The following is a 12202-nucleotide window of genomic DNA, read 5'->3' on the forward strand; positions in this document are numbered from 1 at the left end:
TTAAAAGCCGGCTGGAGTGCTGACTACCTTGCCAAGGTCTTGGGCTTGCCGATCTGATGCTTCATGCAATCGCCCTGGCTGCCATCTCTGCCATCGAGGACGATATTGTTGACTATGCTGGTCATGCGACAAACTCCTTGACGAATGAGAACAAGCGATTACAATGGACACGTCAGCTGATATTGAACCGTGTTTGATCGAGACCTTCAAGACGGCCGAGTATCGCCGCTGGGAAGGCAAGCTGCATGATGTTGCGGCGGCCGCCATCGACGCGCGCATCAAGAACCTGCAACACGGCAAAAAGGGCGACTGGCGCTCGGTGGGAGACGGCGTGTGCGAACTGCGCTTCTTGCAAACGGGCCCCGGGTGGCGCGTGTATTTTCACGAAACCAATCTGGGCTGCCTGATCCTGCTGCTGCTCGGTGGCGACAAATCGAGCCAACAACACGATATCGGCCAGGCAAAAAAGATCCTCGCCGAATTGAAAGCACAGCAGGCGGCGCTCAGGAAACAGAAGCAGGCCGCCGTTAACGCCAGCCAAGGAAGAAAAAAATGAACCAACAAAATGATCGCGATACTTTCGACCTCGACGACTTGGGTGCGCTGGGCCTGACCCGCTTCGATCCCGCGCAGCACCTGACCAGCCCCGAAGCGGTGGCCGCCTACATGAGCGAAATCGTCGCCACCGGCAATGCCGAGCTGTTCCAGTCGGCCATGAACGACGTGGTGCGCGCGCATGGCATGGGCAAGGTGGCCGCCAAAGCCGACATCACGCGCGAAGGCGCGTATAAAGCGTTACGGGAAGGCAGCAAGCCGCGCTTCGAGACCATCCTGAAAATGCTCGATGCGCTCGGCATGCAGTTTGCCATCGTGCCCAAGGCAGCACAGGACGCCGGCTGAATTCAGCCCTTGGGCGTGGCCAGCAGCGCCTTCATGCGGGCCAGGCGTTCCTTCGGTGAAATCACTTCCGACTCGGTCGGTACGGCGTCGCCCACGTCGAGTTCCATTTCCTTGATAAAGCGCGACACGTCGCAATGGACCTGCTCGCCGGCCCGCTTGCGCTTCTTGCACCAGGTAATCTGCAAGGTACGCTGGGCGCGCGTGATGCCCACATACATCAGGCGCCGCTCTTCCTGGATGCGCGCGGCCATGGTTTCGGCCGGCGCATCGGCGTCGCCCTTGTGCGGCAAGATGCCCTCTTCCACGCCGACCAGGAAGACGTGCGGAAACTCCAGCCCTTTCGAGGCGTGCAGGGTGGACATGCGCACGGCGTCCTGCTCCTCGTCCTTGCCTTCCAGCATGGTCATCAGGGCCACCATCTGCGTCAGTTCCAGCACGTTTTTTTCTTCGCCGTCGCGGTCCTTGCCGCCCCTGCCCCGCTCCTTGAGCCAGTTGACGAATTCCAGCACGTTCTGCCACTTGCTTTGCGCCTGGCGCTCTTCGAAGGCGTCGTACAGATACGATTCGTAATGGATTTCCTTCATCATGTCGTCCAGCACTTCGGCCGCCGCGTCGCCGCTGCCGGCCGCGCCGGGACGGCTGGCGCGCGACTCGAGGTCGTTGATGAAGTTGCAAAAGTCGCGCAGCGGCCCCAGCTGGCGGTCGGTCAGCTTGGCTTCGATGCCGCCCTTGAATACGGCCTGGAACAGCGAACACTGCCACTGGCCCGAGAACGCGCCCAGCACTTCCAGCGTCGACTGGCCCACGCCCCGGCGCGGCGTGGTGACGGCGCGGATAAACGCCGGATCGTCGTCTTCATTGGCCAGCAGGCGCAAGTAACTGATGATGTCCTTGATCTCGGCCTTGTCGAAGAAACTCTGGCCACCGGAAATCGTGTACGGAATGCGTTCCTTGCGCAGGCATTGTTCGATGATGCGCGCCTGGTGGTTGCCCCGGTACAAAATCGCGTAATCGGAAAATTTATTTTTGCGTTCGAAATGGTCGGCCGAGATCATGATGGCGACCTGTTCCGCCTCCTGCTCGTCGGACTGCATGCCCAGCACCTTGATCGGCTCGCCCAGGCCGTGTTCGGACCACAGCGATTTTTCAAACAATTTCGGATTGTTGCCGATCACGGCATTGGCCGCGTTCAGGATGCGCATGGTGGAGCGGTAGTTCTGCTCCAGCTTGATCACGCGCAGGTCGGGGAAATCCGTTTCCAGGGTTTTCAGGTTTTCCACGGTGGCGCCGCGCCAGGCGTAGATGGCCTGGTCGTCGTCGCCCACGGCGGTAAACATCGGCTTCTTGCCGATGCCCGTCACCATCAGTTTCACCAGTTCGTACTGGCAGGTATTGGTATCCTGGTATTCGTCGACCAGCAGGTAGCGCAGGCGGCGCTGCCACTTGTCGCGCACGGCGCCGTTGTTGCGGAACAACTCGACGGGAAGACGGATCAGATCGTCGAAATCGACCGCCTGGTAGGCCGACAAGGTGGCCACATAGCTGCGGTAGATGCGCGCCGCGTTCGCTTCGTCTTCATCCTTGGCTTGCGCCAGCGCCGTGTCCGGGTCGATCAGGCCGTTTTTCCACAGCGACATGGCGGTCTGGATCTGGCGAATGATCTGTTTATCGGTGGTAATCGCCAGGTCTTGCACCAGCGAAAAGCAGTCGTCGCTGTCCATGATGGAAAAGCGGTCCTTCAGCCCCACGCCATTGGCTTCCTGGCGCAAGATCTTGACGCCCAGCGAGTGGAAGGTCGATACCGTCAGCTGCTTGGCCTGCCTCGGCTGCTTCAGCAGCTTGGCGATGCGCTCCTGCATTTCCAGCGCCGCCTTGTTGGTAAACGTCAGCGCGGCGATGGTGCGCGGGTCGTAGCCCCGGTCTTCGATCAGGTGGGCGATCTTTTGCGTGATCACGCGCGTCTTGCCCGAGCCGGCGCCGGCCAGCACCAGGCAAGGGCCGTCGAGATAGGTGACGGCTTCGCTCTGGGGAGCGTTCAGGCCGAATTGTGGTGCTTTGGACATCAGGGTATTTCCGCAGGGAACAGCGGCCCATTGTAACAGCGTCGTGCACGCTGATTGCGCAAGCCAGGCTCTTGATAAATGCCGCATGGACGCCATCTTGGCCGATTGAATCTATGCGGCGCAGCCCGGCCTGGAGTACCATTCCGGCTATTATTCCAGCTATCACTCCGGCCTTGCGCCCCAACCTCTCGAATGGCCGCCCCATGAAATTTGAACATCTGATTGAAATCAACGATCCCCTCAACCCGCTGATCGATACCCTGACGGTCGAGCAAGTCTGGCGCGGCCTGGTGCTGCGCGCCGAGTCGCCCAAGCTGTTCGTGCCGCACCTGGACGAGTGCGAGATCAGCGACCGCACGGACAGCGGCTTTTCACGCCGCCTGCGCTATGGCGAACTGGTGATCAACGACAAGGTCGTGCTGCTGCCGCAATTGCAGGTGCGCTATGACGTGGCGCAGCAAAAGGACATCAGCGCCTCCTCGCTGGTGATGACGATCGAAATGCCGGACGAGCACAGCCTGTGGGTGCGCTTCCAGTACGACGACGGCCATGACGCGGCCACCGATGCGGCCAACGCCATGTACGACGACTTCCGCCGCTCGGCCTACCAGGAAGCCGACATCGACACCATCCGCGTGCTGCGCGAGCTGGCGGCCGAAGGCCGACTCGACGCCGGACTGCTCAACTAAATCTCAAGCGCCCGGCGTGCAGTCGGCGCAGGCCGGCACATTGCCGGGATCGTTTTGCAGGTGCAGCGCCAGTTCGCGCAAGGCCGTGCGCACGCCCTCTTCGATCACGGGGTGATAAAACGGCATGTCGAGCATGGCGTGCACCGTCAGCTGCGCCTGGCAAGCCCAGGCCAGCAAATGGCCCAGGTGTTCGGCGCGCGGGCCGATCATCTCGGCGCCCAGGAAGCGCTGGCTGCCAAATTCGGCATACACGCGCAATAGCCCCTTGTTTTGCAGCATCACGCGGCTGCGGCCCTGGTTGCCGAACGACACGGCGCCCACCGCAAAGCGGCCCGCATGCGTGACGCACAGTTGCTGGTAGGTGGCGCCGACGGTGGCGATCTGCGGCTCCGTGAACGCCACGCCCAGCGGCGTGCGGCGCAAGCCCGGCTGCACCTCGGGAAAGCGCGCCGCATTGTCGCCGGCGATGCGGCCCTGGTCGGCCGCCTCGGGCAGCAGCGGCAGCTCGTCGCTGGCGTCGCCGGCGATAAAGATGGCGCTCTTGCCACATTGCATGGTGTGCTTGTCGTACAGGGGCACGCCGTGACGGTCGAGTTCAATCTGCGCCGTCTCCAGGCCGATCCCGTGCACGTTCGGACTGCGGCCGATGGCGGCCAGCACATACTCGAACTGCTCGGTTTTTTCTGTCCCTTCGCCATCGCGGCTGGTCAGCAATAGGCCCAGTCCATCGTCGGTTTTGGCGATATGCGCGACGCTGGTCTGGAAGCGGATATCGAATTCCCCGGCCAGCACTGTGCCCGCTTCCGCCAGCACCAGCGGATCGGTCAGCTGCGCCACCTTGGCGCCGCGCGCAAACAGGGTCACGCGCACGCCCAGGCGGGCCAGCGCCTGCCCCAGTTCCAGGCCGATCACGCCGGCGCCCACCACCGCCAGCGAGCGCGGCAGATCGGTCCAGCCGAACACGGCGTCGCTGGTGATCACGCGCTCGCCGGCCGCCTTCCATTCGGGCGGCACGATGGGCGAGGAGCCGGTGGCGATCACCACGCTGGCCGCTTCGACGATGGTGTGGTCATCGACCTGCAGCTTGCCGGGCGCGATAAAGCGGGCGTGGCCGCGCAGTTTTTCCTCGTCCGGAATCGCATCGACGCCTTCGAGCACGAAACCGACAAAACGGTCGCGCTCGCTGCGCACGCGCGCCATCACCTGCTGGCCGTCGATCCGCAGCGCGCCCGGATGCACGCCAAAAGCGGGCGCGGCCGTCACGGCATGGGCCGCTTCGGCGGCGGAGATCAGCAGTTTGCTGGGCATGCAGCCCACGCGCGCGCAGGTGGTACCGTAGGGGCCGCTTTCCATCATCAGCACGCGCTTGCCGTGCAGGCGCGCCGCCTTGTGCGCCGTCAGGCCGGCCGTGCCGCTGCCGATCACGGCCACGTCCACCTGTATCGTCTTGATATCGTTGTTCATTCTTGCCACCACAGAGGTCATTCGATGAGCATGCATACTACTCCGTTGGCATGGAAAAAGGTTTTACCAAGCGGCACGCGTATATTAGTATGGCTAATTGTTTTGTAAATTTATAAGTAGAGCTAATGGGATCACTCGATTATCGCGCGCTGGCCGTGCTTGACGCCGTGGCCAGCCATGGCAGCTTCGAGAAAGCCGCCGTGGCGCTGGGCATCAGCCAGTCGGCCGTCTCGCAGCGCATCAAGGCGCTCGAAGACGCCAGCGGGCGTTTGCTGATCATCCGTGGCCAGCCGGCCGTACCGACCGGCCTGGGCCAGCGCCTGATCACGCACCACCGCCATGTGACGTTGATGGAAGCGTCGCTCGATATCGACCTGGGCAATACCGTCAGCATGCCCGAGCTGGCGATTGCCATCGATGACGACAGCCTGGCGACCTGGTTTCCCGCTACCCTGGCGCCGCTGCTGGCGCCGCCGCGCTGCCAGCTCGACGTGCGCCTGGCCGACAGCGATGCCGCCCTGCAGATGGTGCGCGACGGCACGGTATTTGGCTGCGTGGCCAGTGACACGGGAACCGATGTCCACGCCACCAGCGTGACGCCACTGGGCACCTTGCGCCATGTCTGCGTGGCCACGCCCGTGTTCGCCGGCCACTGGTTCGGCGACGGGTTCAGCGCCGCAGCGGTGCAGCTGGCGCCGGCCGTGGTGGGCCAGCACAGCCTGCTGGCACGTTTCCTGGCCGAACAGCTGGACCTGCACGCGCCGTTTCCGCATCACCGCCTGCCGCTGGCGGCGGCGCGCCGCGCCTGCATCGAGGACGGGCTGGCCTACGGCCTGATGCCGCAGCGCCTGGCGGCGCAGTATCTGGCCACCGACCGCCTGCTCGACCTGGCCCCCGGCCGCACCGTGGACGTGCCCCTGCACTGGCACGCCTGGAGCCTCGACACGCCGTTTACCAAATTGCTGTCGGAACAGATCGTGCGCTCGGCGCGTGCCTGGCTGGGTTGATCAGATATCGAGCGGATCGACTTCCAGCGACCATTTCACGCGCGTCTTCATGGCGCGCAGCACCGCCAGCCACTCTTTCAGGAAACCTTGCAGCGCCGGCCGCGAGCTTGACTCCAGCAGCAGCTGGGCGCGGTCGACGTTGTAGACGCGCGTCATGCTCATCGGAATCGGATCGTTGATGGTAATCGCCGGATGCGCCATGCACTCCTTGGCCGCCTGCAGGAATTCGATGGCGGTAGCCAGTTCCGGCGCTTCCGCGCGCAGCAGCGCCTGGAACAGATACGGCGGCAAGGCCGCCTGGGCCCGCTCTTCGAGCAAGGTGGTGGCGAAATGGTCGTAATCGTGGTTGACCACCGCGTCATACAGCGGATGGCGCGCATAGCGGGTCTGGATCAGCACCTCGGAGACGCTGCCGCCCTCGGTCTGCGCCGCCCGCCCCGCCCTGCCCGCCACCTGCATCAACTGCGCGAACAGGCGCTCGCTGGCGCGGTAGTCCTGCGAAAACAGGGCCGTGTCGGGATTCAGGATGCCGACCAGGGTCAGCTTTTTGAAATCGTGGCCCTTGGCCACCATCTGCGTGCCGATCAGAATATCGACTTCGCCGCGATGCACGGTATCGAAGGCCTCCTGCGCGCTGCCCTTCTTGCGCGTGGAATCGGCGTCGATCCGTAAAATGCGCGCCTCGGGAAACAGTTGCTGCAAGCCCTCTTCCACGCGCTGCGTGCCGCGTCCCAGCGGTTGCAGGTCGACATTGCCGCAGGTGGGGCAATGGCGCGGGATGCGCAGTTCCAGGCTGCAATGGTGGCAGCGCAGCCGGTGTTCGGGCTTGTGCAGCACCATGAACGAGGTGCAGCGGGTGCAGTTGCTGATCCAGCCGCACGATTCGCAGCAGATCACCGGCGAATAGCCGCGCCGGTTCAGGAACAGCAGCGACTGCTCGCCGCGTTCCATGCGCAGTTTCAAGGCTGCCACCAGGTGCGAGGTCAAGCCATCCTTCGGCTTGTCGCGCTCCATGTCGAGCAGCTTTACACGCGGCAAGACGGCGTTTTTCACGGCCCGCTCGCGCAGTTCCAGCTTGCGGTAGCGGCCCGTCTGCGCGTGGTGCCAGCTTTCCAGCGACGGCGTGGCCGAACCGAGCACGATCGGAATCTGCAGCTGCCAGGCGCGCCAGACGGCCAGGTCGCGCGCCGAATAGCGCAAGCCTTCCTGCTGCTTGTAGGAGGGATCGTGCTCCTCGTCGATGACGATCAGTTTCAAATTCGGCAAGGACGCCAGGATGGCCAGCCGCGTGCCCAGCACGATGCGCGCCTGGCCCTGGTGAGCAGCCAGCCAGTGCAGCATGCGCTCGCCCTCGGACAGGCTGCTGTGCAGGGTGGCCAGCATCACGCCCGGGAAACGCGCGCGGATATTGCCTTCCAGCTGGGGCGTGAGGTTAATTTCCGGCACCAGGATCAGGATCTGCGCCGCCGCCTCGCGCGCCAGCACCTGGGCGCAGGCCTGCAGGTAGACTTCGGTCTTGCCGCTGCCCGTCACGCCGTACAGCAGGGTCGGCTTGAAGCCCTGCGCGCCGCCGATGGCATCGGCCGCTTCCTGCTGGGCAGGGTTGAGCGGCGGCATGTTCAGCGGCCTGCCGTCATGGGCGTCGACCACTTTGGCCAGCTTCTTGATGGCGCGGTCGAGCGCCACGGTGGTCAGCACCCGCAGGTTCTTCGGCAAGCCCGGCAGCGCCACTTCACCGAGCGGGCGCTGGTAATAATCGGCGGCAAACGCGGCCAGCGCCAGCCATTGCGCCGACAAGGGGTCCAGCTGGCTGCGCACGGCCAGCACATCTTTCATTTTCGCGTCGGGCACGTCGGTGCTGTCGGACAAGCCGACGATCAGGCCCATCACTTCGCGCCGGCCGAACGGCACCAGCGCCAGCTGGCCGACCTGCGGCAGCGGCGCGTCGTCGCCGCTCCAGCGATAGTCGAACAGGGCGTTGAGAGGAGTATCGAGCGCGATTTTCAGGATGCACTGCGCCATGGATGTTGCCTATTCCAGTTGATTAACAGCGTAACAGCGCGGCAGGCGCACAGCCGGCCATGATACTTGGTCTCGCCCGCAAAGCAGAATCTGCCTGAAGATAATTCTGTGGATAACTTTGTGGACAAAGCAAAATTAACTTTCAAAATCCGCACTGCATACAATGCCAATTGCCGTCAAGAGCGCACGAAAAATAAATTAATCGTTTAAAATCAATGCCTTGAAAAACACAGCCCGGCAGTGCTGAAATGGCAGGCTTAACTCGGCAGCTGTGCATAACTGAGCTATTTCAGGTCTTGTTTCTTGGCATTAAGTATCATCAGCATGATGCGCATCAAAGCATTTTTCCTGATATCGGTGCAAATTGATCGCCTGCCGGGCGCAGACCGGTGCCGGTCGCGCTGGCAAGGCCAGACTTGCCGAATCATCATGCACCGCACCATGCATCTCAGGTAAAACCTGCACAGCGCCGCTAAGTCCCGGATAACAAAATACTTTTCCTTTTTATCCACAGAATCTGTTGATAACTTTGTGGACAATGACGGAACAACGGCGCCTGCTGGAGGAACAACCTGGCCAGAGAGCGCCAGACCGTTTGCAGAAAGCGATTTTTATCATTTAAAAATCAATGACTTGCAATACCCTGCGGGGCATGGCTTTTCAACTGCCTGTTATTTCCGCAGTAAAAAAAATTGTGCATAAGTCGGTTTTGATGCTGCAGGTGCGCCAACAAAAAAGGCAGGCTTCCTGTGGAAAACCTGCCTTGCGGCTGCCGGCGCCCGGTCCCGGCACCCGGTTCCGGCACCCGGTCCCGGCGGCCAGCGCCGGCGGCGGATGCTTACTTGCCGGCGCGCAGGGCGCGGCTCTGGCTGTGCACGGCTTCCACCATGGCTTCCACCGATTCCGGCGGCGTGAACTGGGAAATACCATGGCCGAGGTTGAACACATGACCGCTGCCTTCGGAAGGGGCGCCAAAGGCACCCAGGACCTTGGCCACTTCGGCGCGGATCTGGTCCGGGCTGGCGAACAGGATGGCCGGGTCCAGGTTGCCCTGCAGGCCGACTTTATGGCCGACCAGCTGGCGCGCGCGCGTCAGGTTGACGGTCCAGTCCAGGCCGACGGCGTCGGCGCCGATATCGGCGATCTGCTCGATCCACTGGCCGCCGCCCTTGGTAAACACGATGGCGGGAATCTTGACGCCATCCTTGTCGCGTTTCAGTTGCGCCACCACCTGCCGCATGTAGGACAGCGAGAATTCCTGGTAGGCGCCATCGGCCAGCGCACCGCCCCAGGAGTCGAAAATCATCACCGCTTGCGCGCCGGCATCGATCTGCGCGTTCAGGTACTGCGCCACGGAGGTGGCGTTGATGGCCAGGATGTGGTGCATCAGCTCGGGGCGGTTGTACAGCATCTTCTTGATGGTGTGAAATTCCTTCGAGCCGCCGCCTTCGACCATATAGCAGGCCAGCGTCCACGGGCTGCCGGAAAAACCGATCAGCGGCACGCGGCCATTGAGTTCCGTGCGGATCTGCGTGACGGCCTTGAAGACGTAATCGAGCGATTCCAGGTCCGGCACTTGCAAGGCCATCACGTCCTGTTCGGTGCGCAGCGGACGTTCGAATTTCGGGCCTTCGCCATCGGCGAAATACAGGCCCAGGCCCATCGCGTCGGGCACCGTCAGGATGTCGGAAAACAGGATCGCCGCGTCGAGCGGAAAGCGGTCCAGCGGTTGCAAGGTCACTTCGGTGGCGTAATCGGGATTTTTCGCCAGGCCCAGGAAGGAACCGGCACGCTCGCGCGTGGCGCGGTATTCAGGCAGGTAGCGGCCAGCCTGGCGCATCAGCCAGACAGGGGTATGCTCGGTCGGCTGGCGCAGCAGGGCGCGCAAAAAGGTGTCGTTCTGGAGCGGAGCAAATTGTGGCATGGCAGGCAATCTAGCTTTGGGGAAGCGGTATTATCGCATCCAATCGGCGCCAACTCATTGATTCCGGTAACGGTTTGCAGCATTTGGCGCAGCTTGGCGCCTTCCTTTATGATGATGCACGCCTGGCGCTTGCCACCCTATCCACCGAACGGAGTTCCACATGACATCCACCACCACCGCCCCTGTGATCCCCTACGGCGCCTGGCCTTCGCCGATCAGCGCCGCCATCGTCGCGGCCGGCGCTTCGCCGCTGACCCAGCTGGCGCTGGGCGGTGCGGACGGCGGCGATGTGTACTGGCTGGCGGGTAGGGCCAGCGAAGCGGGCCGCAACACCCTGCTGCGCCAGCGCGGCGCGCGCGTCGACGATGTCACGCCGGCGCCGTTCAATGTGCGCACCCGCGTGCATGAATACGGCGGCGGCGCGTATGCCATCGACGGCGAGAGCGTGTATTTTTCGCATTTCCTGGATAACCGCCTGTACCGCATCCAGGGTGACGCCGTGCCGCAAGCGTTCAGCGCCGGCGGCACTGCCCGTTATGCCGACTTCGTGGTCGACAGCACCCGCGCGCGCCTGATCGCGGTGCGAGAACAGCATCCGGCAGAAGGCCATGCCCATCCCGAGAACACCCTGGCGGCGGTCGGCTTCGACGGCACCGAAACGGTATTGGCGCAGGGCCACGATTTTTATGCTGCGCCGCGCCTGTCACCGGACGGCCGGCAGCTGGCCTGGATCACCTGGGATCATCCGCGCCTGCCATGGCAGGGTACCGAATTGTGGCTGGCCGACGTGCAAGCCGATGGCAGCCTGGGCACAGCGCGCCTGGTGGCCGGCAGTGCGCAGGAGTCGATTTGCCAGCCGGAATGGTCGCCGGCCGGCGTGCTGCATTTTGTGTCGGACCGCAGCGGCTGGTGGAATCTGTACCGCCTGCACGGCGACGCGGTGGAAGCGCTGTGTCCGATGGCAGCCGAATTTGCCACGCCGCACTGGACCTTTGGCGGCAGCCTGTACGGTTTTGTGTCCGACGATGAACTGATTTGCTCCTATATCGTGCAGGGCGTGAGCCACCTGGGCCGCCTGACGGTGGGCGCGGCAAAACTGGAAGCCTTGCCGCACCCGTACCAGGAAATCCGCGAACTGCGCGTCGGCCCCGGCTATGTGGCCTTGCTGGGCGGCAGCCCCACCATCGCGCTGGAACTGGCGCGCATCGACCTGTCGAACAATGAACTGGAAGTGCTGGCGCAATCGATCACGGAACTGCCCGCGCTCGATTACTTGTCGGTGCCGCGCAGCATCAGCTACCCGACTACCGGCGGCCGCACGGCGCACGCGTTTTTCTATCCACCCGTGAACGCCGACGCGCAGGCCCCAGAAGGCACGCTGCCGCCGGTGATCGTCATCAGCCATGGCGGACCCACCAGCATGGCCAGCAATACATTAAAGCTGGCGACGCAGTACTGGACCAGCCGCGGCATCGGCGTGCTGGATGTGAACTATGGCGGCAGCAGCGGCTTCGGCCGCGCCTACCGCGACGCACTGCGCGGCCAATGGGGCATCGTCGACGTGGACGACTGCATCGCCGGCGCGCGCTATCTGGTGGCACAGGGCCTGGCCGACGGCGAGCGCCTGATCATCCGCGGCGGCAGCGCCGGCGGCCTGACCACCCTCTGCGCGCTGACCTTCCACGATGTGTTCAAGGCCGGTGCCAGCTACTATGGCGTGTCGGACCTGAAAGGGCTGGACCTCGATTCGCACAAATTCGAATCGCACTACAATGACTACCTGATCGCTTCGCAGCCCGAGGCCGAAGCGCTGTACCAGGCGCGCTCGCCGATCCACCACACCGACAAACTGTCGCGGCCGATGATTTTCTTCCAGGGCCTGGACGACAAGGTGGTGCCGCCGCAGCAGTCGCAGCTGATGGTCGACGCATTGCGCGCCAGCGGCGTGCCGGTGGCCTATGTGCCTTTGGCGGGCGAAGGCCATGGTTTCCGCAAGGCGGAAAACATCATTCGCACCCTGGACGCGGAGCTGTACTTTTATCAGCGCGTGTTCCAGCTGGCTACGCCGCAAGGCGAGGCGCCGGTGCAGATCGCCAATCTGCCCGCCTGATTTTTATGCATACCCAACACAAA

9 protein-coding genes are annotated in these 12202 nt (G+C 63.3%); 5 read left to right on the forward strand and 4 right to left on the reverse strand.

The features are described 5' to 3' along the window. Nucleotides 1-163: 163 nt before the first annotated feature. Nucleotides 164-556, forward strand: coding sequence for a type II toxin-antitoxin system RelE/ParE family toxin (locus ACP7B7_RS02225; RefSeq protein WP_426075611.1), 393 nt, complete (start codon nt 164-166; stop codon nt 554-556). Then, nucleotides 553-900 (forward strand): addiction module antidote protein, encoded by a 348-nt coding sequence (locus ACP7B7_RS02230; RefSeq protein ID WP_426075612.1) that lies wholly within the window; start codon nt 553-555, stop codon nt 898-900. Before ACP7B7_RS02225 ends, ACP7B7_RS02230 begins: the two co-directional genes overlap by 4 nt. A gap of 2 nt (nt 901-902) precedes the next feature. On the opposite strand, the gene ACP7B7_RS02235 is transcribed toward ACP7B7_RS02230, so the two are convergent. Beyond that, nucleotides 903-2963, reverse strand: coding sequence for a UvrD-helicase domain-containing protein (locus ACP7B7_RS02235; RefSeq protein ID WP_308923041.1), 2061 nt, complete (start codon nt 2961-2963; stop codon nt 903-905). Between the two features lie 203 nt (nt 2964-3166). Here ACP7B7_RS02235 and ACP7B7_RS02240 point away from each other — a divergent pair, with 203 nt between their 5' ends. Beyond that, on the forward strand, nt 3167-3652 hold the full coding sequence (locus ACP7B7_RS02240) for an SRPBCC family protein (RefSeq protein ID WP_426075613.1): 486 nt from the start codon (nt 3167-3169) through the stop codon (nt 3650-3652). A 3-nt stretch (nt 3653-3655) separates the two neighbouring features. On the opposite strand, the gene ACP7B7_RS02245 is transcribed toward ACP7B7_RS02240, so the two are convergent. Further along, the gene (locus ACP7B7_RS02245) at nt 3656-5116 is read right to left on the reverse strand and encodes a dihydrolipoyl dehydrogenase (protein WP_426075614.1); all 1461 of its coding nucleotides are present in this window, start codon (nt 5114-5116) and stop codon (nt 3656-3658) included. Nucleotides 5117-5241: 125 nt separating this feature from the next. Between ACP7B7_RS02245 and ACP7B7_RS02250 the strand changes: the two genes are divergently transcribed. Further along, nucleotides 5242-6123, forward strand: a complete 882-nt coding sequence (locus ACP7B7_RS02250; protein ID WP_426075615.1) for an ArgP/LysG family DNA-binding transcriptional regulator — start codon at nt 5242-5244, stop codon at nt 6121-6123. Here the strand turns inward: ACP7B7_RS02250 and ACP7B7_RS02255 are convergent, their stop codons facing one another. Both ACP7B7_RS02255 and hemE read right to left on the reverse strand, forming a co-directional pair. Beyond that, nucleotides 6124-8145 (reverse strand): primosomal protein N', encoded by a 2022-nt coding sequence (locus ACP7B7_RS02255; RefSeq protein WP_426075616.1) that lies wholly within the window; start codon nt 8143-8145, stop codon nt 6124-6126. Between the two features lie 838 nt (nt 8146-8983). Beyond that, on the reverse strand, nt 8984-10069 hold the full coding sequence (gene hemE / locus ACP7B7_RS02260; RefSeq protein WP_308923046.1) for a uroporphyrinogen decarboxylase: 1086 nt from the start codon (nt 10067-10069) through the stop codon (nt 8984-8986). 160 nt (nt 10070-10229) lie between these two features. Here hemE and ACP7B7_RS02265 point away from each other — a divergent pair, with 160 nt between their 5' ends. Continuing rightward, the gene (locus ACP7B7_RS02265) at nt 10230-12179 is read left to right on the forward strand and encodes a S9 family peptidase (RefSeq protein ID WP_308923047.1); all 1950 of its coding nucleotides are present in this window, start codon (nt 10230-10232) and stop codon (nt 12177-12179) included. Nucleotides 12180-12202: the final 23 nt, after the last annotated feature.

The sequence above is a fragment of the Janthinobacterium sp. PSPC3-1 genome, from assembly GCF_049896105.1.
In the GTDB taxonomy this organism is placed as follows: Bacteria; Pseudomonadota; Gammaproteobacteria; order Burkholderiales; family Burkholderiaceae_D; genus Janthinobacterium.